At 34.0% G+C, this 23,282-nt stretch carries 24 protein-coding genes; 13 read left to right on the forward strand and 11 right to left on the reverse strand.

The window, feature by feature from the left end; all coding sequences use genetic code 11:
• On the reverse strand, positions 1-2,081 hold a 2,081-nt coding region (locus ACFFGL_RS13170; protein ID WP_378928596.1), incomplete at its 3' end, for a hypothetical protein.
• A 263-nt stretch (positions 2,082-2,344) separates the two neighbouring features.
• Here ACFFGL_RS13170 and folE point away from each other — a divergent pair.
• From folE to ACFFGL_RS13195, 5 genes are all read left to right on the forward strand, one after another.
• Positions 2,345-3,022: a GTP cyclohydrolase I FolE gene (gene folE, locus ACFFGL_RS13175; RefSeq protein WP_309730100.1), complete on the forward strand. Its 678-nt coding sequence runs from the start codon at positions 2,345-2,347 to the stop codon at positions 3,020-3,022.
• Between the two features lie 29 nt (positions 3,023-3,051).
• Complete coding sequence (cysS, locus tag ACFFGL_RS13180; protein WP_309730103.1) at positions 3,052-4,536, forward strand: cysteine--tRNA ligase; 1,485 nt, start codon at positions 3,052-3,054, stop codon at positions 4,534-4,536.
• Positions 4,537-4,539: 3 nt separating this feature from the next.
• Positions 4,540-4,782, forward strand: a complete 243-nt coding sequence (gene yidD / locus ACFFGL_RS13185) for a membrane protein insertion efficiency factor YidD (protein WP_309730106.1) — start codon at positions 4,540-4,542, stop codon at positions 4,780-4,782.
• 74 nt (positions 4,783-4,856) lie between these two features.
• A complete protein-coding gene (gene lgt, locus ACFFGL_RS13190) occupies positions 4,857-5,690 on the forward strand; it encodes a prolipoprotein diacylglyceryl transferase (protein WP_309730109.1) in 834 nt (277 codons plus the stop codon).
• A complete protein-coding gene (locus tag ACFFGL_RS13195; protein ID WP_309730112.1) occupies positions 5,683-6,180 on the forward strand; it encodes a DUF192 domain-containing protein in 498 nt (165 codons plus the stop codon). Before lgt ends, ACFFGL_RS13195 begins: the two co-directional genes overlap by 8 nt.
• Positions 6,181-6,299: 119 nt before the next feature.
• Here ACFFGL_RS13195 and secDF read toward each other — a convergent pair whose 3' ends face one another.
• From secDF to gyrB, 5 genes are all read right to left on the reverse strand, one after another.
• On the reverse strand, positions 6,300-9,326 hold the full coding sequence (gene secDF, locus ACFFGL_RS13200; protein ID WP_309730114.1) for a protein translocase subunit SecDF: 3,027 nt from the start codon (positions 9,324-9,326) through the stop codon (positions 6,300-6,302).
• A gap of 154 nt (positions 9,327-9,480) precedes the next feature.
• Positions 9,481-10,407: a malate dehydrogenase gene (locus ACFFGL_RS13205; RefSeq protein WP_309730117.1), complete on the reverse strand. Its 927-nt coding sequence runs from the start codon at positions 10,405-10,407 to the stop codon at positions 9,481-9,483.
• A gap of 99 nt (positions 10,408-10,506) precedes the next feature.
• Complete coding sequence (locus tag ACFFGL_RS13210; protein ID WP_309730120.1) at positions 10,507-11,511, reverse strand: DUF6588 family protein; 1,005 nt, start codon at positions 11,509-11,511, stop codon at positions 10,507-10,509.
• Positions 11,512-11,577: 66 nt separating this feature from the next.
• On the reverse strand, positions 11,578-12,591 hold the full coding sequence (locus ACFFGL_RS13215) for a DUF6588 family protein (RefSeq protein ID WP_309730122.1): 1,014 nt from the start codon (positions 12,589-12,591) through the stop codon (positions 11,578-11,580).
• A gap of 86 nt (positions 12,592-12,677) precedes the next feature.
• Positions 12,678-14,615, reverse strand: coding sequence for a DNA topoisomerase (ATP-hydrolyzing) subunit B (gene gyrB / locus ACFFGL_RS13220; RefSeq protein ID WP_309730125.1), 1,938 nt, complete (start codon positions 14,613-14,615; stop codon positions 12,678-12,680).
• A gap of 235 nt (positions 14,616-14,850) precedes the next feature.
• Between gyrB and ACFFGL_RS13225 the strand changes: the two genes are divergently transcribed.
• Positions 14,851-15,399: a DUF2911 domain-containing protein gene (locus tag ACFFGL_RS13225; RefSeq protein WP_309730128.1), complete on the forward strand. Its 549-nt coding sequence runs from the start codon at positions 14,851-14,853 to the stop codon at positions 15,397-15,399.
• Between the two features lie 49 nt (positions 15,400-15,448).
• Here the strand turns inward: ACFFGL_RS13225 and ACFFGL_RS13230 are convergent, their stop codons facing one another.
• The 5 genes from ACFFGL_RS13230 to ACFFGL_RS13250 form a co-directional block, all read right to left on the reverse strand.
• Positions 15,449-16,078 (reverse strand): low molecular weight phosphatase family protein, encoded by a 630-nt coding sequence (locus ACFFGL_RS13230; protein WP_309730130.1) that lies wholly within the window; start codon positions 16,076-16,078, stop codon positions 15,449-15,451.
• A complete protein-coding gene (arsB, locus tag ACFFGL_RS13235) occupies positions 16,059-17,126 on the reverse strand; it encodes an ACR3 family arsenite efflux transporter (RefSeq protein ID WP_309730133.1) in 1,068 nt (355 codons plus the stop codon). Before arsB ends, ACFFGL_RS13230 begins: the two co-directional genes overlap by 20 nt.
• A gap of 10 nt (positions 17,127-17,136) precedes the next feature.
• Positions 17,137-17,649 (reverse strand): DUF6428 family protein, encoded by a 513-nt coding sequence (locus ACFFGL_RS13240; protein WP_309730136.1) that lies wholly within the window; start codon positions 17,647-17,649, stop codon positions 17,137-17,139.
• 56 nt (positions 17,650-17,705) lie between these two features.
• Positions 17,706-18,035 carry an ArsR/SmtB family transcription factor gene (locus tag ACFFGL_RS13245; RefSeq protein WP_309730139.1) on the reverse strand — a complete coding sequence of 110 codons (330 nt, stop codon included), beginning with the start codon at positions 18,033-18,035 and terminating at the stop codon, positions 17,706-17,708.
• A gap of 605 nt (positions 18,036-18,640) precedes the next feature.
• Positions 18,641-19,273, reverse strand: a complete 633-nt coding sequence (locus tag ACFFGL_RS13250) for a 7-carboxy-7-deazaguanine synthase QueE (RefSeq protein ID WP_309730142.1) — start codon at positions 19,271-19,273, stop codon at positions 18,641-18,643.
• 130 nt (positions 19,274-19,403) lie between these two features.
• On the opposite strand from ACFFGL_RS13250, the gene ACFFGL_RS13255 reads away from it, so the two are divergent.
• From ACFFGL_RS13255 to ACFFGL_RS13285, 7 genes are all read left to right on the forward strand, one after another.
• Entirely contained in the window at positions 19,404-19,961 is a 558-nt protein-coding gene (locus tag ACFFGL_RS13255) for a hypothetical protein (protein ID WP_309730144.1), read from the forward strand.
• A gap of 40 nt (positions 19,962-20,001) precedes the next feature.
• On the forward strand, positions 20,002-20,625 hold the full coding sequence (locus tag ACFFGL_RS13260) for an inorganic diphosphatase (protein ID WP_309730147.1): 624 nt from the start codon (positions 20,002-20,004) through the stop codon (positions 20,623-20,625).
• Positions 20,626-20,710: 85 nt separating this feature from the next.
• Positions 20,711-20,893 carry a hypothetical protein gene (locus ACFFGL_RS13265; RefSeq protein ID WP_309730149.1) on the forward strand — a complete coding sequence of 61 codons (183 nt, stop codon included), beginning with the start codon at positions 20,711-20,713 and terminating at the stop codon, positions 20,891-20,893.
• Between the two features lie 11 nt (positions 20,894-20,904).
• Entirely contained in the window at positions 20,905-21,741 is an 837-nt protein-coding gene (locus tag ACFFGL_RS13270; RefSeq protein ID WP_309730152.1) for an alpha/beta hydrolase, read from the forward strand.
• Between the two features lie 6 nt (positions 21,742-21,747).
• Positions 21,748-22,566 (forward strand): 23S rRNA pseudouridine(2604) synthase RluF, encoded by an 819-nt coding sequence (rluF, locus tag ACFFGL_RS13275; protein ID WP_309730155.1) that lies wholly within the window; start codon positions 21,748-21,750, stop codon positions 22,564-22,566.
• Positions 22,567-22,617: 51 nt separating this feature from the next.
• Complete coding sequence (locus ACFFGL_RS13280; RefSeq protein WP_309730158.1) at positions 22,618-22,857, forward strand: DUF7218 family protein; 240 nt, start codon at positions 22,618-22,620, stop codon at positions 22,855-22,857.
• Positions 22,858-23,280: a VOC family protein gene (locus tag ACFFGL_RS13285; RefSeq protein WP_309730162.1), complete on the forward strand. Its 423-nt coding sequence runs from the start codon at positions 22,858-22,860 to the stop codon at positions 23,278-23,280. It abuts the gene before it with no gap.
• Positions 23,281-23,282 lie beyond the last annotated feature (2 nt).

Genomic DNA, 23,282 nt, shown 5'->3' on the forward strand with positions numbered 1-23,282 from the left:
TAAGAAATAGGATTTGGATTACCTCCTGCATTACATTCCGGTGGAAATGGTGTTGGACAACCCGCAACAGGGCAGAATTTAAAACCGTTACTTTGAGCTTGAACTTCATAACTGTAAGCAGTTCCGCAGTTCATCGTGAATTCTAATTCTCCTTCTATGGTAAACTCCCCGTAAGGGTTAGGAATATCTCCTTGATTTATTGTCACACAATACTCTCCAGGACTTGGCTGGGTAAAGGTTGTGGCCGAATAAACTACAGTACCATTGGAAACCACGTCAACCGTAATATCTGTCACCGGAGCATCGCCTCCGTTTGGGTTTCCGGTTGGGGCGCTATACGTTCCGCAAACTTGAATAGGAAAACTTGGGTTGTTCAATGCTAAGGCAGGTTCACAGTTAGGATCTACAGGCTCACTAAATAAAGAGCACGTCTCATAATCCCCACTTGGTTGGTCGATCGGGTTTACCGCCATATAACCAAAAGCGGAATCTGAACAGACATTAGGACCGTCATCGCCAACGTAAAAATTATCAATAAAAGCCGTAGCCCAATGGATAGATAAAGGACAATCACCAACTGTCAATTCTATTCTGGCAGGTTGGCCCTGTAATTCAATAGTATTTAGTTTTACACAAGACCAATCTGAATATAATACATCACCATTAGAAGGAACTTCTTTAAAAATACAGTCTTCGGGATCTGAAACTATACAACGTGTTTGAACAAGATTATCTGAGTCATCATAAAGTCTCATCATTAAGTGAGGCTGTTGTATATCAGAGTGACCAGGGTTATACATTAACATTGAAAAATCAAAAGTCATTACTTCTCCTGCAACAAATTCTTTAACCAATGTTCCTGCTGTATCTGCGCTTCCTGTGCCATAGGTAGGATTATAATCATTAATCCGGATTCCATAATCAGAACACCCAAAGGGACTAGTTCGAGTAATAGGCAAACCAGGTAAAAATCCCGGAGTTACAACTGAGAATGGATCGGCGGGTGAGTTAATAGGAAATGAAGCAGGATTATATGAGTTTGCCGGAGAAGTATATGTTTGATTACCTGTATCACAAGACTCTAAATCAGAACCTGGAACTTGTACTGTAAAAAATTTAAATCCTGAGATAGCATCACTAGCATTATTACCTTCGATTTGTGAATTTTCACTACAAGCACATTCATTTTCAGTCATTGTAACCGGAAGAAGTGCACTTTCACATCCATTTATTTCTTGGGAGATATAGTAAACATCCCCATCGGCTAGCGTTACACTACTAGGATTAGTTATGGGTGTCGTACCAGCTGAATCACTATACCACTGCAAATTACTACCACATACAACAACTTTACTTAAATCATCACCAGAATTTGAAAACCCTGCAGCTTGCCATGTTGCCTGAGTACAAAAATCCTGCATTAATTCAACTTCAGGAGTGGGTGTAGCGTATTCAATATCTACCGGAAAAACTTGGGAACAACCGGCAATTCCTAAATCTACATAATAAGTTTGCCCTCCCTGAATCTGAGTGGTCCCTGGAATTGAAGTTGAACCTGTATCATCACTATACCAGTTTAAGTTTCCTGCACTATTATAATTTAACAAAGGAATATCATTTAATGCTGTTACATCTCCTCTACAGAAATCATCATACGTAAACCCTCCAGTGATTATCTTTAACTGACCACTTGAAGTTGCACAACCTGCAGAGGCAGGAATCGTGTAGTTATAAGTATAAATATCGTGTATATTTGCACCCGCTGTAGGATGCGGATTAGAAGGGTTACTATGTGAATTACCATTGAAATAAATATTTCCGGTAGGATTATTCCCATTGTTAGGAAGTGGAAAGTTCTGATTGGCACTTACATATAAAAATGTATTAGGGGACCAATTCACAAAAGCAATAGGATTCCCACTAGCATTTTCAAAAGTAATATCAAAATCTGTGGTCGGATCAATAATGTAAACATTATTTGCAGGGTCTGAACACAGCGTTGGACCTGTATTTACAATACACTGTCCTCGAACTACATTTGACACTACTGCTAACATCAATAACAGGATAATTCTTTTCATGGTAATATTATTTATTAGAAAGTATATTCTCTATTTTTAAAACAAGTAAGTAATCTAAATCCCCCCCTTAAGCCATAAAAAATTCTTGATTATATAGATGATTTTTTATAATTAATAAAAACAATCTTAAGCTTAACACTACAAAGCAATTTAAAAATTTCAAAATAATTATAAGGTCCTATCTCTTTAAAATATCTTTTTAAAGCTAAAACCTGAAAAATCTGTATCTTTGCAACTTTAAATGTTTTAGAGAACTAGATTATATGAAAATCGATAAAATATTGGATGATATTGAAGAAATGGGTAACGACCACGTAGGTTCGAGCCAAGAAAACCCTATTCGCAAAGATGCTTTTGATTTAAGTGATTCAGAAAAAATTGAAGCTATTCAGGAAGATGTAAGAAAAATTTTACACACTTTAGGAATGGATTTAACAGACGACAGCCTTAAAGGAACGCCTCTACGCGTAGCAAAAATGTTTGTAAATGAAATTTTTGGAGGTTTACATCCTGCGCGAAAACCAAAAGCTTCCGTTTTTGAAAATAAATATAAATACGGAGAAATGCTGGTTGAAAAAAACATTACCGTTTATTCAACTTGCGAACATCATTTACTTCCAATTGTAGGTCGTGCGCACGTAGCCTATATTTCTAATGGAACGGTAGTGGGACTTTCAAAAATGAATCGAATTGTAGATTATTTCGCTAAACGACCGCAAGTTCAGGAACGCATGACTATGCAAATTGTTCAAGAATTGCAACACGTTTTAGGAACCAAAGATGTAGCTTGCGTAGTAGACGCCAAACATTTATGCGTAAATAGCCGCGGAATTCGCGATATTGAAAGTAGCACCGTTACAAGTGAATTTGGCGGAAAATTTAAAGATGCAGCAACACGCAGAGAATTTCTAGATTACATTCAATTAGATACTGATTTTTAAAAACAATTTATTTTTCAAAAGAAAATTTAATGGCTTTATACGAAGAACAAGAGTTAAAAATTTATAACTCTTTAAGCGGAGAAAAAGAGACTTTTAAACCTATAACCGATGGTTACGTTGGGATGTATGTTTGTGGACCAACAGTTTACAGTAATGTTCACCTCGGGAATTGTCGCACCTTTATTTCTTTCGATTTAGTTTTTCGTTACCTAAAACATTTAGGCTATAAAGTTCGTTATGTAAGAAATATTACCGACGCCGGTCACTTAGAAAATGATGCTGAAACCGGTGAAGATAGAATTGCTAAAAAAGCTCGACTGGAAGAAATTGAACCCATGGAAGTTGTTCAAAAATATACAGTAGATTTTCATACCATTCTTCAAAAATTCAATAATCTTCCGCCAAGTATAGAGCCAACAGCAACTGGACATATTGTAGAACAAATTGAAATTATTAAAGAAATTATCGATAATGGATTCGCTTATGAAGCGAATGGTTCTGTTTATTTCGATGTTTTAAAATATAACGAATCTAATCATTACGGAATTTTAAGCGGAAGAAAACTTGAAGATATGATCGCAAATACACGTGAACTTACCGCTCAAGATGATAAGAAAAATCCGCAAGATTTCGCCCTTTGGAAAAAAGCAGAACCCCAACATATTATGCGTTGGCCTTCACCTTGGAGCATAGGTTTCCCTGGCTGGCACTTAGAATGTACGGTAATGAGTTCTAAATACTTAGGCAATGCATTTGATATTCACGGTGGCGGAATGGATTTAAAATTTCCGCATCATGAATGTGAAATCGCTCAAGGGCAAGCGGCGAACGGAAAAAATCCTGTAAATTATTGGATGCACGCAAATATGCTTACCCTAAACGGAAAAAAAATGGCGAAAAGCACCGGTAACAACATTCTTCCGGCTGATTTAATTTCGGGTGATAATGATATTTTATCGAAACCTTTTTCTCCAAGCGTTGCACGATTTTTTATGCTGCAAGCTAATTATAGAAGTATTTTAGATTTTTCGGATGAAGCTTTAACTGCTGCTGAAAAAGGCTTTCAACGTTTAATGAATGCTATTGCATTACTTCCTAAATTAAAAGTTTCAGCTAATTCCTCTTTTAATGTAAAAGAATGGAAACAAAACTGTTATGATGCAATGAATGATGACTTTAATAGTCCTATTTTAATTGCTCAACTTTTTGAAGCTGTCAAACAAATTAATGCCATAAACGCTGAAAAAGCTACGATCACCAAATCTGATTTAGAAATTTTAAAAGAAACTTTAAAAGTTTTTACTTTCGATGTACTCGGTTTAGAAGCTACCGCGGTTTTAGAGAATAATCAAGACACAGATCGGCTTAAAAATATTGTAGAATTGTTAATCGATTTGCGTAACAACGCTCGTGATAATAAAGATTACGCTACAAGTGATAAAATTAGAGATGAACTTGCTAAAAACGGAATCACCCTAAAAGACGGAAAAGAAGGCACACAATTTTCTTTATAATGTATGATAAAAAAGGTATTGATAGCACCATTTATTTTCTTAATTAAAATCTATCAATACCTTATTTCACCACTTACACCGGCAAGTTGCCGTTTTCAGCCTACTTGTTCTCATTATTGTTTAGAAGCGTTTAAAGTGCATGGTTTACTAAAAGGGTTTTCTTTAAGTTTCAATAGAATTAGACGTTGCCATCCTTGGGGCGATTCTGGTTTCGATCCTGTTCCACCGAAGAAAAAGAACTCATAAAAATCTTCTGGACTGAAAGTAAGCTAAACTCATTCAAATATTTATCTTTACAATCTAATTTTTAATTGCTTCAAATGCTTAGTTCAGCCATAGTTTGGGATCCTTCCAAAGGAATCGATTTAGGATTTTACGTGATTCGCTATTATAGTTTAATGTATTTAGTGGCCTTTACTTTAGGTTGGTATATCATTAAAAAAATCTATAAACGCGAAAATATAGCTGATGAAAAATTAGATCCACTATTTATTTATACCGTTCTAGCTACCTTAATTGGCGCAAGATTAGGTCACGTTTTATTTTATCAAACCGAACTTATTTGGGAAGATCCGCTTTCCATATTTTTACCGGCGCGATTTGTCCCGGAATTTGAATTTACCGGTTTTCAAGGTTTAGCTAGTCACGGAGCCGCAATCGGTATTATTATCGCGATGTATTTTTACAGCAAAAAAATTCTTAAGAAATCAATTTTATGGATTTTAGACCGAATTGTAATTCCTGTTGCAATTGGTGGGGTTTTCATTAGAATAGGAAATTTTATTAATTCTGAAATTATAGGAAAACCCACAGGAACAGATTATGGAGTAATTTTTAAACAATTAGGCGAAACTTTTCCCAGACATCCGGCGCAATTATATGAAGCAGCTTGCTATGTAGTTGTCTTTTTAATTTTGTGGTTTGTGTATTGGAAAACCGAAAAGCGTAATAATTTAGGCTTCATTTTCGGTTTGTTTTTAGTCTTATTATGGACGGTTCGTTTTTTCGTAGAATTTGTGAAAGAAGCACAAGTTGGCGAACGCGCTACGTGGGTTTTAAATACCGGACAATGGTTAAGTATTCCATTTATTTTAATCGGGTTATTTTTAATTTTCAGATCGTTAAAGTCAACTAAACCCCAAGAGAATGTTTAGGAAAATAATTCCGGTTTGTTTGTGTGCAAGCTTATGTTTATCCATTTCTTGTAAAGAAGGGAATGAAAACGAAGAACAACGAATTGAAACTAATCAACCAAGTTTCACCAACGAAGGTTCATTATTATTTTTAAATCAATCAAAAGATACCTTAGCTGAATTAGAAATTGAATTAGCGGAGGATTCTTACGAGCATCAAACTGGTTTAATGCATCGCGAATCGATGGAAGAAAACAGAGGAATGCTATTTGTTTACGGAAACGATAAACCGCGACCAAATTTCTATATGAAAAATACTTACATTCCTTTAGATATGATTTACATCAACAGTAATCAAAAAGTTGTAGATATTTATAGAAACGCAAAAGCGATGGATGAAACTCCTATTCCTTCTGAAGCTCTCGCGCAATATGTTTTAGAAGTAAATAGCGGAATGGCAGATAAATGGAATCTAACCGTAGGAGATTCAGTAATAATTCATAAAAATTAAGTTTTATTTCCGTATTATAAGCGAACTAAAACTAACTAAACGAATCAACAAATAATATTTCACAAAAAAAAGTCCTTCAAATATTGAAGGACTTTTTTATATGATAACTATTGAGAAGATTAAGCCTGAATTGGCTCTTCCTCTTCTTTTTCTTCTTCTTTTTCTTTTGTTCTTAATAATTCATCACTCTTTTTCTTTGCCGTATCGTACATTAATGGTGTAGCGATAAATAAAGATGAATATGTACCAACTACAACTCCAATAATTAAAGCGAACATAAATCCGCGGATACTTTCACCTCCGAAAATAAAAATGGCAAGCAACACGATTAAAGTAGTTAACGACGTATTCAACGTACGACTGATAGTACTATTTAATGCTGAATTAATTGTTTTATGGAATGGCCAACTTGTATGTTCTTTAAAGAATTCTCTAATTCTATCGAAAACAACCACCGTATCATTCAACGAATAACCAACGACCGTTAAAATTGCCGCAATAAATGCTTGGTTGATTTCCATACTAAATGGCATTGCGTTTTTAGCAAGCGAGAATATTCCTAAGATAATTAATACATCGTGGAATACTGCTGCAACCGCACCCAAACTAAATTGCCATTTTCTAAATCGGAATAAAATATACAAGAAAACTACGATTAATGAACCTAAAACAGCCCAAACAGATGCTTTCTTAATATCATCGGCAATTGTTGGACCAACTTTCATAGAAGACATAACTCCTACATCAGCTGCGCTATCATCGTCAACAGTTTTAAATTGATCGTACGTTAATCCTGCAGGTAAATACGATTGTAAAGTTTGATAAAGTTTTTCTGAAATCTCATTATCAACTTCAGTTCCTTCTTGATCAACTTTATATTTTGTTGTGATTTTTAATTGGTTATTGGTTCCAAATGTTTTTGCTTCAGCACTACCAAAAGTGGAAACTAATTCTCTTTCAATTTCTGTGGCGTTAACATCTTGATCGAAACGAACAGTATAAGTTCTTCCTCCAACAAAATCAACACCTTGATTTAAACCGTTAACTGCTAAAGAAACTAAACTCGCTACAATTAAAATTCCTGAAAGAACGTAGCCTATTTTTCTTTTCGCGATGAATTTAATATCAACATTTTGGAAAAGATTTTTAGTAGCTCCAGTCGCAAACATTAAGGACTTACCGTTTTTACCGTAACCATCAATAAATAATCTAGTTACGAAAATTGCTGTAAATAATGAGGTACAAATCCCGATTAATAACGTAGTCGCGAAACCTTTAATTGGTCCAGTTCCGAAGACTAATAAAATAATACCAGTTAAACCTGTAGTAATATTCGCATCTAAAATTGAAGAAAGCGCATTGCTAAATCCATCTTTAATCGAATCTACCTGACTTTTACCTTTTGCTAATTCTTCACGAATACGTTCGAAAATAAGAACATTCGCATCGACCGACATACCGATGGTTAATACAATACCCGCAATACCAGGTAAGGTAAGTACAGCACCTAAACCAGCAAGAATTCCAAAAATGAAAAGAATATTTATCGCTAAAGCAATATCTGCAAAACCTCCCGCTTTTCCGTAATAGAAAACCATCCATAATAATACGAATGCTAATGCAATTAAGAATGACATAATTCCGCTATCGATAGCTTCTTGACCTAAAGAAGGCCCAACAACTTCACTTTGAACAATATCTGCTGAAGCCGGTAATTTACCAGCACGTAAAACGTTTGCTAAATCTTGCCCTTCAGTTACACTAAAGTCACCGCTAATTTCACTTCTTCCGCCTGAAATTGGTCCAGTAGTTACACCAGGTGCAGAATATACAATATCATCTAAAACAATAGCAATTTGCGAACCTTGATTGTAAGCTTTTCCGGTCATTTCTTCCCACTTCTTCGCTCCTTTTCCGTTCATTTCCATAGAAACTGCCACACGACCAAGTTGATCATAGGTTTGTGTAGCATCGGTAATTACGCTTCCGCTTAAATCTGGCTCGTTACTTTTATTTGCTTTTAAAGCATATAAATCGATCAATTCATTTCCTTCTACTGAAGATGGGATTCCCCAAACGAATTTTGCATATTTTTTATCTGCCGATAATAACGAACGCACTTGCGGCATTCTTAAATATTTATTTACGGTAGCCGTATCTTTTAAAGCAAAAGTTGCGATAACCGGTCCGCCGCCTTGCGCTTTAATTAATTCAAATAAAGGCTCATTAGATTCTTGTGTTTCCTCTTCTTCAGCGTCAGCTAATAATTCATCAATATCTTCTTCTTGTGTGGCTGTTGAATCTTGCGCTGCAGTATTTTCAGTTTCTTCTGCTTCTTCAGGTGCTAAAACTTGCTTTAATTTTGCATTAGCTTGACCTAAAAATGAATTGAATTCATTTCCTTTAAATACGTGCCAAAATTCTAATTGAGCGGTACTCTGTAAAAGATCTTTTACACGCTCGATATCTTTCGCTCCAGGTAATTCTACCAAAATTCTTCCAGAATCTCCTAAACGCTGAATGTTTGGTTGTGTTACACCAAATTTATCGATACGTTTACGCAAAACTTCAAATGCTGAAGTAATACTTTCATCAACTTTTCTACGAATAACTTGTTGAACTTCAGGATTGCCCATTTCAAAATTAATATCATCGCTTAAGTTTTTATTCGCGAAAATATCGGGAGAGGCTAATTTTGCATCAGGTTGATTATTGAAAGCTTGAAAGAAAAGATCTAGGTAATCATCTTGACTATCTTTTTGTGCTTCGTCAGCTTCCGCTAAGGCTTTTCTAAAAGCAGGATCATTAGATCCGTTGGCAAGTTCAACTAAAATATCTTTAACTGATATTTGTAGAATCACGTTAATACCACCTTTTAAATCAAGTCCTTTATTAAGTTCTTTTTCTTTTGCAGTTTCGTAAGTAATTCCCGCGAAAATATTATTATCGCTAATAGAATCTAAATACCTCGCTTCAACTTGTTCACGTTGGTTTGAATAATCTTCTACATTTTCACTTACTTTTTGTTCAGCAAATGCTTCTGCGTCTCCTTCTACTTTATTCGTAATGAAGGTAAATGAGAGTTGGTAAATACATACCAAACCAAATAAAACTGCGAATAGCTTAATTAATCCCTTATTCTGCATTATTCCTCGAAATTATTAATTTTTAATTTTAAAACGGACAAATATAGGGTTTCAAAAAAGAAATGACAATAATTTTTTTAAGATAAATTTCACAAAAAAAGCCTGTAGAATCATAGATTCGCTACAGGCTTTTTAAATTTTTAATTATTTTGCTTTAAATCTCGAGCAAACCGTTGGTTTTCTTCACACCTTCTGAGCTTTCTTTCAACTTATTTTTTTCAGCATCGCTTAAGTCTATTTCAACTATTTTTTCGATTCCGTTTTTTCCTAAAATTACAGGAACACCGATACATAAATCTGATAATCCATATTCACCTTCTAATAATGCTGAACACGGAAACATTTTTTGTTGATCACAAGCAATAGCTTGAACTAAACCAGAAACAGCAGCTCCCGGCGCGTACCAAGCACTCGTTCCTAACATTTTAGTTAAGGTTGCACCACCAACTTTAGTATCTTCAGCAACTTGATTTAAACGATCTTCTGATAAAAATTCTGAAGCTAAAACACTATTTCTTGTCGCTAATCTTGTTAAGGGAACCATTCCGGTATCACTGTGACCACCTATTACCATTCCGTCTACATCAGAAGCCGGAGCGTCTAAAGCTTCAGCTAATCTGTATTTAAAACGTGCACTATCTAAAGCGCCGCCCATTCCGATAATTTTATTTTTAGGTAAGTTGGTAGTTTTATGCACTAAATATGTCATTGTATCCATTGGATTACTTACCACAATTATAGTTACATCTGGAGAGTGCTTAATTAAATTTGAAGATACTTCTTTTACAATTCCTGCATTAATACCGATTAACTCTTCTCTTGTCATTCCCGGTTTACGCGGAATTCCACTTGTAATAACAGCAATATCACTATTGGCTGTTTTTGAATAATCGTTTGTGCTTCCTGTAATTTTTGTATCGAAACCATTTAATGAGGCTGTTTGCATTAAATCCATCGCTTTTCCTTCTGCGTAGTCTTCTTTAATATCAAGTAAAACTACTTCTGAAGCGAAATTTTTAATAGCGATGTATTCTGCGCAGCTCGCACCTACGGCTCCTGCTCCTACTACTGTAACTTTCATTATATGAATTTTTAATGTTAATTAATTGAATTTTCACTGAGCGCTAAAATACAAAATTGAAACTATTTATTCCGCTAAGAAAGGGTTAAAAGCTTGAATCTAACTGCCAAAATGTAACCCGACTGAAATATTATTATATTCTTGAAAACTGTAAGCTGCACTTAATTTAAAGAATCCTAAGGTTAATTTTGTTCCTAAGGTGGCATTTATTCCATTTATAGAATTGGTAATACTATATGGATTTTTTAAGGTTTGCCCTTGCAAAACTCCTTCATCAATCGTATAAGTTCCTTTTAAATCGGTATCTGCTTTTCCGGTAATATAACCTAAACCACCATAAAAATTAATTACAGGTAATTTTGTTGAAACAATTGCAGAGAAATTCCACGTATTCATATTCGATTCTATCATTTGATTTTCGCCTTCAAAATCACCTTCGTCTAAATCGTACGAACCATTAAAATGTGTATAACCGATTAATGCGGAAATTGCTACTGGAAAAATATCTTCATTTTTCAACCAACTGGTAATTTCATGTTGAACTCCTGCTCCGAACAAACCAGTTTCAACCTCATCGAATTTTAATTTCGGCACAAATCGCACTTTAATTTCAGTTCCTTTTAAAAGACCTATACTTCCTTGAATAAAAGCGGTAGGCACAAAATCAAAAGAAGTGTCGCCAATACCTTGTGGCAAAACAATTTCAACACTTTCAGTTCCATTTTCAGTGGGGTAATCTACAAAAACAGAAATTTCAGGATCGTTATAACCAAAAGCAGTAGCTACTTTTTTTGACGTTGAACCATCTCCGTAACGAATAAAATTATAATTATCAGTATTTAGCGTGAAGCTTTTATTTTCATCTTTTACAGTTGAATAATTCCCGATAATAGAAATATCGAATTCTAAGAATTCTTTTGCTTCTCCGCTATTATACCAGCCATTATTTATACTATACATAGCACCTTCTGCCGCCGGAGCCACATAGGATTTACTGAATTTCTTCGCATCATCTATTCCAGCTGCTAAAATATTCTGAATGCTATTTTGTGCGTAAACTGACGTTACACCCAAAATTAAAACGAAAGTGATAATCTTTTTCATAATTGGTCAAAATTTAGATTTCAATTTAAATATACGTAATAAGCTCCACTCTTTTACTGAAATATGTTAGTTGGAATTAAAAACATATGCAAATCCAACTGTTAAGTTGTAAAATTCTTGAATATTGAACGCGGTATTTATCCGAAAATTATCTATTGAAAGCCTTGCTCCTATAGTTGCATTAAACCCATGAACTTTATTTGTGACTGAATAATTATTCAGCAAATCCTGAAAGATTTCGTCTTCTTCTGCTATTTTGTATACACCTTTAAATTTAGTTTCAGACTTTGCTGTTAAATAACCAATTCCTGCATAAAAATTCAGCATTTCAAACTCTGTGGAAGAAATTAGAGAAAAGGTCCACGTATCCATTTCAGAATCTATCCCTTGATCTGAATTTTGTTCTCCTGATTCTTTTAAATCGAAAAAGCCTTTAAAATTTGTATAACCTAATAAACCAGCAATTTTTAGAGGAAATGTATTATCTTCTTTTAGCCAACTTGTAAATTCATGTTGAATACCGGCTCCATAAAGTTGTTTTTTTACATCACCATAATTGACTTCTGGCGCATAACGAAACTTTAATTCTGTAGCTTTTACTAAACCTACGCTGCCTTGAAGAAAAACATTAGGAACTGATTTTACTTGACCTTCATCAATCCCTTGCGGAAGAAGAACCTCCACAGATTCCTCTCCATCTGGAGTAGTATAATCTAAGAAAACTTTAATATCCGGATTATTTCTTCCGAATATAGTAGCAACTTGTTTAGCAATTGCTTCGTCTTCAAAACGAATATTATTATAGTCATTCACATTAACCGGAAATGAATTTTCATCGCGCTGTACAAACGTTAAATTTCCGGTTACAGCTATCTCAAACTCAAGAAACTTTTTTGATTCAGCAGTATTGTACCAACCATTATTCACATTATACATTACTCCTTTTGCGGCGGGATTTATAAAAGCATTTCCAAATCGAGTTATATCTTCAATAGCGTAAGTTACTAACTCACCTATATTGGTTTGAGCGGAAATAAATTGCGATAACAGCAACAAGCTTAGTAATAGTATTTTTTTCATAATAATTCAATTGGTTGGTTAATATTAAAACAAAAAACTCGTGTAGAAAAATCTACACGAGTTTTAAAAGTAATAAATACTATTTTTTAAACGTCTATATTAGCATAAACCGCATTTTTCTCAATAAATTCTCTACGCGGTGGCACTTCATCTCCCATTAACATCGAGAAAATTCTATCTGCTTCCCCTCCATTATCGATAGTAACTTGACGTAAGGTTCTAAATTCAGGATTCATGGTGGTGTCCCACAATTGTTCTGCGTTCATTTCTCCTAAACCTTTGTAACGTTGCACTGCTACACCGCCGGAATATTCATTGGTAATTTCATCTCGCTCTTTTTCATTCCAAGCGTATCTTTTTCTATTTCCTTTTTTAATTAAATATAAAGGTGGTGTTGCAATGTAAATGTGACCAGCTTCAATTAATTCTCGCATATATCTAAAAAAGAACGTTAGAATTAAAGTCGCAATGTGACTACCATCCACATCCGCATCACACATAATCACGATTTTATGGTAGCGTAATTTTGAAAGATTTAACGCTTTACTGTCTTCTTCGGTACCGATAGTAACACCTAAAGCGGTATAAATATTTCGTATTTCTTCATTTTCGAAAACTTTGTGCTGCATCGCTTTTTCAACATTCAGAATTTTACCACGTAAGGGTAAAATAGCTTGAAAATTACGATCTCTTCCTTGTTTTGCAGTTCCACCTGCAGAATCTCCCTCTACTAAAAATACTTCACAGATTTCAGGATCTTGTTCTGAGCAATCTGAAAGTTTACCAGGAAGTCCGCCACCACTCATTACGGTTTTTCGCTGAACCATTTCACGTGCTTTTTTGGCAGCGTGACGCGCTTGAGCAGCTAAAATCACCTTCTGAACAATGGTTTTTGCATCATTCGGATTTTCTTCTAAATAAATATCAAGCATTTCTGAAACGGCCTGAGAAACTGCTGATGTTACTTCGCGGTTTCCTAGTTTAGTTTTGGTTTGCCCTTCAAATTGAGGTTCAGCAACTTTTACAGAAACAATCGCAGTTAAACCTTCACGAAAATCATCTCCTGAAATTTCAAACTTTAATTTATCGAGCATTCCCGAAGCGTCTGCATATTTTTTCAATGTTGAAGTTAATCCTCTTCTAAAACCTGATAAATGCGTTCCTCCTTCGTGTGTGTTAATATTATTTACATACGAATGTAAATTTTCACCGTACGAATTATTATAAATCATGGCAACTTCAACAGGAATGTCATTTTTTTCACCTTCCATTGCAATCACATCGCCAATTAATGGCTCTCGTGTTGCATCTAAAAAGCGGATAAATTCTTTTAAACCTTCTTCAGAATGGAAATTATCGCTTCTATATTCGCCATTATCTTCTTTTTCTCGTTTATCAATTAGCGAAATTTTAATTCCTTTATTTAAGAACGCCAATTCTCTCAATCGACCAGCAAGAGTATCGTAATTATAGCGTGTTCCTTCTTTAAAAATTGTAGGATCAGGCTTAAAAGTCACTATAGTTCCTGTAAAATCGGTATCGCCAGTACTTTTTACAGGGTAAAGTGGTTTTCCTCGTTCATATTCCTGCTCCCAAACTTTTCCTTGTTTATGAACATAAGCGTGCAAATGTTCAGAAAGCGCATTCACACAACTTACACCAACCCCGTGCAATCCTCCTGAAACTTTATATGAATCTTTGTCGAATTTTCCTCCGGCACCAATTTTGGTCATTACCACTTCTAATGCAGAAACGCCTTCTTTTTTGTGAAGATCAATTGGAATTCCACGTCCGTTATCTTTTGTAGTGATTGAACCATCTTCATTAATTACCACATCAATAGCATCGCAATGACCTGCCATTGCTTCATCTATAGAATTATCTACAACTTCATAAACTAAATGATGGAGTCCTCTATTACCCACATCTCCAATATACATTGATGGACGCATTCTTACGTGCTCCATTCCTTCCAGAGCCTGAATACTATCGGCGGAATAATTCTTTTTTACTTCTTCACTCATATAATTCAAAAATTAACATACTAAGAACACAAATATAGAAAAACAAGACCTTCTACGGAAACCTAAATTCCCTGCCACTCTTGAAGTTATTAACAATATTCGTAAAAAAGTTGAGTTTTAGAGGAATGAAAAAAATTGAGTAAGCAATGTTTTATTTTTAACATAATAAAAGTATTCTCTTAACAAATTTTCGTGCCTTCGTAATGTATATTAGAAACTAATAAAAAATATCATGATGAAACAATTTTTAAGTTTATTATTTATTTGCATTTTCACTTCTACAGCGGTTTCGGCTCAAGATTTTTCTGATTTAGATAAAAGCCCAATGGAAGTTGCTATAATTAGAAATACAGATCATTCGCCGATGGCAAGAATAATTTATAGTAGTCCGCGAAAAAAAGGACGCGAAATTTTTGGAGGTTTGGTTCCTTACGGAGAGATTTGGAGAACCGGTGCAAATGAAGCCACAGAAATTACGTTTTATAATGATATGCGAATTGCAGGAAATAAAATTCCATCGGGAACATATACGCTTTACACAATCCCAAATGAGGAAGAATGGACGATTATTTTGAATAAAAATATAAATATCTGGGGAACTATAAATAATTATAAAAAAGAACAAGATCTGGTTCGTATAAAAGCTCCTGCACGATCTGCTGCGGCAACTATAGAAAATTTTTCAGTGGCTTTTCAACCTACTGAAAATGGCACAAATTTATTAATGGGTTGGGACGATACCTTTGTAGAAGTTCCTTTTAAAAATATTGAAAAAGAAGATTAAATTAAAATCTCGATTCAAAAAAAACCGCTCGATTGAGCGGTTTTTTTTATTATAATTTAGAAAAAATATACAGCATTTCTCTGCCAATTTCATAAACTTTTCGCTTATATTTTTCTAACGCGTTTGGCTGCTTATCAAAAATTTTAGGATCTTCATAAGTTAGTGAAATTCTATGTGAACTTCCCGCTACAAAAGGACAACCACCATCTGCCTCAGAGCAAACCATCACGGCTATAAAATTTTCTTTTGTGTTAAACGGATCATCGTATTTTTTCGAAAATAATGATTTGTAATTTGCTGGATTTCGTAAAGAAGTGAGTTTATAATGCGGATTCTCTCCTTCTTCAATTTGCTGAAATTCAAACCCGACTTCTGTCATTGCTTTAATCATTGTTGGGTGAAATGCCGTCGCCTCAGTTCCGCCGGAAAAAGCTTCAATATCTTTACAATTATAATAATCGATTAATGTTTTTAACCACACTTCGCCTAATTGACTTCGTCGGGAATTGTGAGTGCAAATCATCATAACTTGTGCAATTCCAAAGGAAGAAATATCAGTTTTAATTGCTTCAACTAATTTATCTAATTGCGCTCTTCTTTCTTCTGAAATAGAAGCGGTTTGACTTATTAAGCGTTGAATTAATTCTTCTAATTGTGTGTTACTCGCGTATAACTTCATTTTCTTTTGAATTATAAAATTTTCTTTTCAGCCAAAATGCCACTTGAACCAAACCTATAAGTGCGGGAACTTCCACCAGCGGACCGATTACACCGGTAAACGCCTGACCGCTATTTAAGCCAAAAACTGCGATGGAAACCGCGATACCCAATTCAAAATTATTGCCTGATGCGGTAAACGCTACCGAAGCATTTACCGGATACGAAGCGCCAATTGCTTTGCTGGTAAAAAAACCAATGATAAACATAGCGATAAAATAAATAAGTAGCGGTATGGCGATTAATAAAACATCAAATGGAATAGTTACGATTAATTCTCCTTTTAAACTAAACATTACTACAATTGTAAACAGCAAAGCAATTAAGGTTAACGGTGAAATCTTAGGAATAAAAACCGTGTTATACCAATGTTCTCCTTTTAATTTCACCCCTATAATTCGGGTGAGAATCCCCAATAAAAAAGGAATTCCCAAATAAATAGCAACACTTTCTGCGATTGTTGCTATTGAAATATCTACAATTGCACCTTCAAAACCAAAAAGTGGCGGTAATTTGGTAATAAAAAGCCAAGCATAAAAGCTATACGCAAAGACTTGAAAAATACTATTTAACGCTACTAAACCCGCGCCATATTCTGAGCTTCCTTCGGCTAAATCGTTCCAAACCAAAACCATCGCGATACAACGTGCTAAACCGATTAAAATTAGCCCAATCATATATTCTGGATGGTCTTGTAGAAAAATTAATGCTAAACCAAACATTAAAAAAGGACCGACAACCCAGTTTAGAAATAATGACAAGCCTAAAGTTTTTACGTCTTTAAAAATTTTTGGTAATAATTTGTAATTCACTTTTGCTAATGGCGGATACATCATTAAAATTAAGCCGATAGCAATCGGAACGTTTGTAGATCCAGAACTAAATGAATTAATAAGCGTAGGAAAATCAGGAAAAAAATAGCCTAAACCAATTCCTATTAACATCGCTACTAAAATCCACACCGTTAAAAATCGGTCTAAAAAAGACATTTTTTTATTACTTTTTGTCATTTTGTTCTATTTAGCAACATCCGCTATTTGGCGAGCACGTTGATTTTTCTTCTGAAACTGAAACCGGCGCGCAACATGCAAGTTCTTTCTCTTCTGGAGTTCTCGCGCGATCTTTCGCTTTACAAGTTGTGTTTTCTTCGCCTAGTTTTACAACAATCAAATTTTCTTTATGCTGAATTTCACGAACCGGTAAAACTGCGGTGTGAAAATTTTTATTTCCATATTCAAATTTTAAATCAACTGCATTATTTATTGGTCGAATTTTATCTACCAGTTCAAAAATTTCTATCGCTTTTTTTGCTCTTACTGAATGCTGAGGTTCAGGAATCGGGTTTTCCCAAATTTGTACATGCGTTTCTTGCCATTTATTTTGCACACCTCCGCAATCTACAGTATCAAAATCCACATTCTTAATTTCAGTTAAGTGAAAATCTGCTCGCACAAAGTTTCCCTCTTTATACTCAAACAGCAAATTAGCTGTGGGTTGTTTTTCTAATTCTTTTAAAAATTCTGCTGTATTCATTTTTCTTCTTATTAATTGTTATATCGTAATATTACGATTAATCTATTCAAATTTTTTTAGCAACAAGAAATGTCGGTAGGTTTTCTATTGAAAAATTGCATTAATAAATGTTGAACTTCCTGCCATTTATCTACATCTATACAATAACAAACCCGCGTTCCTTCAATATCACCTTTTATTAATCCTACATTTTTTAATTCTCGTAAATGCTGACTAATTGTGGGTTGTGCTAAACCAATTTCATTTACCAAATCGCCACAAATACAAGATTTTTTCTCCAATAAAACTTGTAAAATTGCCACGCGTGCCGGATGACCAATAACTTTTGCTATTGTGGCAAGTTCATTTTGAGCGTCGGTAAATATTTCTGATTTGGTAATTCCCATAATTCATTTATTCATTGCAATATTACGATGGATAATTTTGATACAAAAATTATTGGTCATTTTTATTTAAAATTCGATTCTCCTTATTCTCAATATTGATATTTTTTCTTCCAAGTAAATCTTGGGATTCAATTTTGTCAGTCAGAATATTAGTTAATAAAAAAGTTTACATAAATCAGTATTATCAAATAGGAAAAAATCATGTAATAATTTACAACTTTTCTTTTTCGGCTTTGAGAATCAAAATGCTGTTCTAGCATAAGATATTTCTTCTTCCTAACAAACATAAGATATCCAAGAATTAAGAAAAATAGATAAATTCCAATTATTAGTATCTTATTTTCCCAAATATTGAATTTCAAATTAAAATATTTTAAAACATTCAGTAATCCAAATATTGTAAACTCAAGAATTAAAGCTAAAATTATATTTGCTATATGTTCCGGCTGCTCATTTTTAGAAGGAGTTAGAAGAATAAATTTATAGAGTGAGTAATAAAAAAATGACATTTCTAATAAAAATAAATTCAATAACTATGTCTTACTGAACAATGAATAATTTTCACCTAAAAAATTTTTAATGGAAGTTAATTAGCAGATTCAATTTTATGGAATATTTAAATATTTATGCGTTTGTAATGAAACTTTCCATTTCGGGTTTTGCATTACATAATCGACAATAAGCGGAATGATTTTTTCGCGAACGCTCCATTCGGGTTGCAAATAGAGAATACAATCTTTATTAACTTTTGCAGCCTGTTCTTCAGCAAATTTAAAGTCGTGTTTATTAAAAATAATCACTTTTAGTTCATTCGCTTTTTCGTAAACTTCAGGTTGTGGTAGTTTTATTTTTTTTGGGGAAAGACAAATCCAATCCCAAATTCCAGTGAGTTTATAAGCGCCGGAAGTTTCAATATGAATTTTCGCATTTTTTTCTTTTAAACGCGTCGTGATTTCAGTCATATCCCACGTAAGCGGTTCGCCACCGGTAATTACAACTGTATCACTATATTTTACCGCATTATCCACAATTTTTTCGGTAACCGTTGGCGGATGTTTATCGGCATCCCAACTTTCTTTCACATCGCACCAATGGCAACCCACATCGCAACCGCCAATTCTAATAAAATAAGCCGCGGTTCCTTTATGAAAACCTTCGCCTTGAATGGTGTAAAATTCTTCCATAAGCGGAAGCATTTTTCCTTCTTCAACCAGCTTCTCAATTTGTTCTTTCTTCATAAGCTGCAAAGATAGGTATTCAAAAAAAGACTTTAGACCTCTTCTATTATTTTTTAAACTTTCTTAAAAAGATAAATTTATTTCTGCAAGCGCTCAACTATTCCTATTTTTACCAAAAATATCCCGAATCATGAAAAAAGTAGTTTTATCATTATTTTCCCTTTCGTTATTAATCGCCAGTTGTTCTTCTGAAGAAAAGACCGATCCGTTTGCAATTACCAATACCAATGTCGGTTTATTAACTAAAGAAGTTCAAGTTAGAAAATTAGACTCTGTTTTCGTCAATGATTCTATTGTAAAAACAAGTGGTCAAGAAGGATTTAACGCTGGTAGCGAAATTTATATTTTCGATAAAAAAGGCAAAGAAATGTTATTATTAGACCCTGTACAAAGTTTTGATAGTACAAGTACAATTGCTAATATTCAGGTGAAAGATCCACGTTTTAAAACTGCAAAAGGTTTAAATTCTGAAAGTACATTTAAAGACATTACCCAGAATTATAAAATTTCCCGCATTGAAAATACGCTTAGAACTGCAGTAATTTTTATTGATGAAATTAACGCTTACGTCACTATCGACAAAGAAAATATTTCGGGAGACGCGCGTTACAATACCGATGTGAAAATTGAACCTTCACAAATTCCAGACGATGCGAAAATTAAGCATTTCTGGATCGGCTGGAAATAATTTAAAATCATCTAAAAAATATTTACTTTAAAAATTTTATATGCTGAAAAATTTTCTGTTATGTCTTTTGGCAAGTTCCATCTTGTGCGCTTGCCAAGAAAAGCAAAACGAAAAAGAAGTAGCGAAAAAAATTGATTATTACAATCTTCCTACCTTTTCTAAAAACAATGCTTTACAAGCTGTAGTAGAAATTCCTGCAGGAACAAACCATAAAATTGAATATCATCCTGAAGAAAAAAAATTTGAAGTCGATAGCACAGACGGAAAACCGAGAATAATTAATTTTCTTCCCTATTTTGGTAATTACGGTTTTGTTCCTTCCACATTTTCAGATCCAAAAAAAGGAGGCGATGGCGATGCGCTAGATATTTTTGTACTTTCTGAAACCGAACCTAGCGGAAGCGTTTTAGAAGTAATTCCTATTGCGCTCGTAAGATTAATAGACGAAGGCGAAAGCGATTATAAAATTATTGCCGTTCCTTATGATAAGTCTAAGCGGATTATTCAGGTTGAAAATTTCCATGAATTTTCGCTTAATTATCCTGAAATTAGAAAAATGATTAACACGTGGTTGTTACATTACGACCCGAACGATAAAATTGTTATAAAAAGTTGGGGCGGAGAAAATGCCGCAAAAAAAGAAATTGAACGCTGGAAGAAATAAGCAAATCTTCTTTAGAAAATGTTAATCTTTATAGCGCTTCCTTCAGTTCTAAGTATCTTTAATCACTAACCAAAAAATTATAACAATGATAAAAATAGTTGGAATTGTACTTACCGTCGCCGGAATGATTAGTCTTGTTTTAGGAATTTTTGGAATTTTCGGAAGCATAAATATTCCTGGTGCTTGGCCATTTGCCATTGTCGGTTTAATTTTCTTTCTATCAGGAATTGGAATTATAAAACGGAAAAAAGACACCGATGAAGTCTAGTTTACTTCACTATGAAGAAAAAATTTAAGAAGTACCTCCCTAAAATAATAGGCGTTCAAATAAATTCGTTGCATTTGGTAAAACCCAAAAAAGCAACCCAAAAAACATTTTATCTTTTCTGTTCTCCAAGACGAGGAAAAGTAAAACCCGAACAAGCACCATTTTTAAATCAAGCCAAATCTTTTACAGTTCGCCATAAAGAACTGGAATTACAAACGTATCATTGGCAAGGAAAAGGAAAAACGGTTTTGTTGGTTCACGGCTGGGAAAGTAATTCTCATCGGTGGAAATCACTGATAGAAGAATTACAAGCAAAAGATTATAATATTTTCGCCTTCGATGCGCCAGCTCATGGTTATTCTGAAGGTTCTTATATTCACGTTCCTTTATATAGCGAATGTTTAAGCACAATGATTAAAAATGTTGAACCGGCTTATATTGTTGGTCACAGTATTGGTGCGATGACAACAGTATTCAATCAGCATACAAGTGAAGTAGAAATTGAAAAACTTGTACTTTTAGGTCCGCCCTCTGAATTAACTGAAATTATGAGCGATTTTCAACGCATATTGAGTTTAAAACCGCGCGTAATGAACGATCTCGAAAATTATTTTCAAGAAAAAATAGGCTATCGTTTTCAAGAATTTTCAATCGCGAAGTTTGCTGAAAAATTATCGACTAAAGGTTTATTAATTCATGATATTTACGATAAAATTGCACCTATTTCCGCTTCGGAAGCAATTCATAAAAACTGGAAAAATTCAGAATTATTAAAAACAGAAGGCGCCGGACATTCATTAAATAACTCAGCGATTAATTCAGCAATTATTCAGTATTTAAACAATTAATAGTTTATGGGAAATCAAACTCCAACCCGAATCAATAAATTTTTAAGTGAAGTTGGCTTCTGTTCCAGAAGAAAAGCCGATAAACTTATTGAAGAAGGAAGAGTAACCATAAATGGAAAAATCCCCGAAATGGGAACAAAAATAACTTCGGAAGATGAAGTTTGCGTGGACGGAAAACCTATTTCAGAAAAAAAAGAGCCGCACGTTTATTTAGCTTTTAATAAACCTGTAGGAATTGTTTGCACAACAGACACTCGCGTAGAGAAAGACAATATTATAGATTATATAAATTACCACAAGAGAGTTTTCCCTATTGGAAGATTAGATAAACCGAGCGAGGGTTTAATTTTATTAACCGACGATGGCGATATTGTAAATAAAATTTTACGAGCACGTAACAATCATGAAAAGGAATATTTGGTAAAAGTAAACAGACCGGTAACGATAGATTTTGTAAAAAAAATGAGTTCCGGCGTCCCTATTTTAGATACCGTAACGCGTGAATGCGAAGTAAAAAAGACTGGAAACAATACATTTAAAATTATTCTTACCCAAGGCTTAAACCGCCAAATTAGAAGAATGTGCGAATATTTAGGTTATGAAGTTGTTCAGCTAAAACGCGTTCGTATTATGAATATAAATTTAGATCTTCCGGCAGGTGAATATAGAGAATTAACTTCAACAGAGTTTAGTGAACTCAACAAACTTATCGGGAATTCAAGCAAAACGGAAGAAGCTTCAACCAGCTCAAAATCAAACACCTCAACCACTGAACAGAAAAAATTTCAGCCAAAGAATAGAAAACGCGGCAGATCAAAATCCTAACATTTTTTTATAAAATTTATAAGTTAATCTTGGTAACTTTAGAGAAAAAAGATGGAAAAGCCAAGAATTAAAAACGAAGATCAATACGAAGCTTTACGCGACAAAGGTTATAGTAAAGAAAAAGCTGCACGAATTGCCAATACTGAAGATGCCGGCAAAAAAGGCGGAAAAGCACACAAATATGAAGAATGGAGTAAAGATCAACTTTACGATCAAGCGCAAAAAGTTGGTATTGAAGGAAGATCGAAAATGACAAAAAAAGAACTGATTGAAGCCTTACGAAATAATTAAATGAAAAATTTACAACCATTTCACTTAGCAATTCCGGTGCATGATTTAAATGAAGCGAGAGTTTTCTATGGCGAAGTTTTGGGTTTAACTGAAGGAAGAAGTAGTGAAAAATGGGTTGACTTTAATTTTTACGGACATCAATTTGTAATTCACGAAACCCAAGAACCTATAGCAAAAATTACACCCAACAATGTGGATGGAAAATCGGTTCCAATTCCACATTTTGGGGTTGTACTTTTATGGAATGATTTTCATTCATTAGCAGAAAAACTTCAACAAAAAAAAATAAAGTTCGAAATTTCGCCTTACATTCGGTTTAAGGGAAAACCAGGCGAACAAGCTACGATGTTTTTTTATGACCCGAGTCATAATGCATTAGAGTTTAAAGCTTTTCGAGATCCAGAACAACTCTTTGCAAACTAAAA

The organism is Mesonia maritima, assembly GCF_042433895.1.
In the GTDB taxonomy this organism is placed as follows: domain Bacteria; phylum Bacteroidota; class Bacteroidia; order Flavobacteriales; family Flavobacteriaceae; genus Mesonia; species Mesonia maritima.

Bases quoted from the DNA above. Each gene is read 5' to 3' on its own strand.
- ACFFGL_RS13225 (WP_309730128.1), top strand. From the start codon at position 14,851: ATGAAACAATTTTTAAGTTTATTATTTATTTGCATTTTCACTTCTACA.
- ACFFGL_RS13265 (WP_309730149.1), top strand. From the start codon at position 20,711: ATGATAAAAATAGTTGGAATTGTACTTACCGTCGCCGGAATGATTAGT.
- lgt (WP_309730109.1), top strand. From the start codon at position 4,857: ATGCTTAGTTCAGCCATAGTTTGGGATCCTTCCAAAGGAATCGATTTA.
- ACFFGL_RS13280 (WP_309730158.1), top strand. From the start codon at position 22,618: ATGGAAAAGCCAAGAATTAAAAACGAAGATCAATACGAAGCTTTACGC.
- ACFFGL_RS13215 (WP_309730122.1), bottom strand. From the start codon at position 12,591: ATGAAAAAAATACTATTACTAAGCTTGTTGCTGTTATCGCAATTTATT.
- ACFFGL_RS13245 (WP_309730139.1), bottom strand. From the start codon at position 18,035: ATGGGAATTACCAAATCAGAAATATTTACCGACGCTCAAAATGAACTT.
- ACFFGL_RS13240 (WP_309730136.1), bottom strand. From the start codon at position 17,649: ATGAATACAGCAGAATTTTTAAAAGAATTAGAAAAACAACCCACAGCT.
- ACFFGL_RS13285 (WP_309730162.1), top strand. From the start codon at position 22,858: ATGAAAAATTTACAACCATTTCACTTAGCAATTCCGGTGCATGATTTA.
- ACFFGL_RS13195 (WP_309730112.1), top strand. From the start codon at position 5,683: ATGTTTAGGAAAATAATTCCGGTTTGTTTGTGTGCAAGCTTATGTTTA.
- ACFFGL_RS13255 (WP_309730144.1), top strand. From the start codon at position 19,404: ATGAAAAAAGTAGTTTTATCATTATTTTCCCTTTCGTTATTAATCGCC.
- secDF (WP_309730114.1), bottom strand. From the start codon at position 9,326: ATGCAGAATAAGGGATTAATTAAGCTATTCGCAGTTTTATTTGGTTTG.
- folE (WP_309730100.1), top strand. From the start codon at position 2,345: ATGAAAATCGATAAAATATTGGATGATATTGAAGAAATGGGTAACGAC.
- ACFFGL_RS13230 (WP_309730130.1), bottom strand. From the start codon at position 16,078: ATGAAGTTATACGCGAGTAACACACAATTAGAAGAATTAATTCAACGC.
- yidD (WP_309730106.1), top strand. From the start codon at position 4,540: ATGATAAAAAAGGTATTGATAGCACCATTTATTTTCTTAATTAAAATC.
- ACFFGL_RS13260 (WP_309730147.1), top strand. From the start codon at position 20,002: ATGCTGAAAAATTTTCTGTTATGTCTTTTGGCAAGTTCCATCTTGTGC.
- ACFFGL_RS13210 (WP_309730120.1), bottom strand. From the start codon at position 11,511: ATGAAAAAGATTATCACTTTCGTTTTAATTTTGGGTGTAACGTCAGTT.
- arsB (WP_309730133.1), bottom strand. From the start codon at position 17,126: ATGACAAAAAGTAATAAAAAAATGTCTTTTTTAGACCGATTTTTAACG.
- cysS (WP_309730103.1), top strand. From the start codon at position 3,052: ATGGCTTTATACGAAGAACAAGAGTTAAAAATTTATAACTCTTTAAGC.
- gyrB (WP_309730125.1), bottom strand. From the start codon at position 14,615: ATGAGTGAAGAAGTAAAAAAGAATTATTCCGCCGATAGTATTCAGGCT.
- ACFFGL_RS13205 (WP_309730117.1), bottom strand. From the start codon at position 10,407: ATGAAAGTTACAGTAGTAGGAGCAGGAGCCGTAGGTGCGAGCTGCGCA.
- ACFFGL_RS13270 (WP_309730152.1), top strand. From the start codon at position 20,905: ATGAAGAAAAAATTTAAGAAGTACCTCCCTAAAATAATAGGCGTTCAA.
- rluF (WP_309730155.1), top strand. From the start codon at position 21,748: ATGGGAAATCAAACTCCAACCCGAATCAATAAATTTTTAAGTGAAGTT.
- ACFFGL_RS13250 (WP_309730142.1), bottom strand. From the start codon at position 19,273: ATGAAGAAAGAACAAATTGAGAAGCTGGTTGAAGAAGGAAAAATGCTT.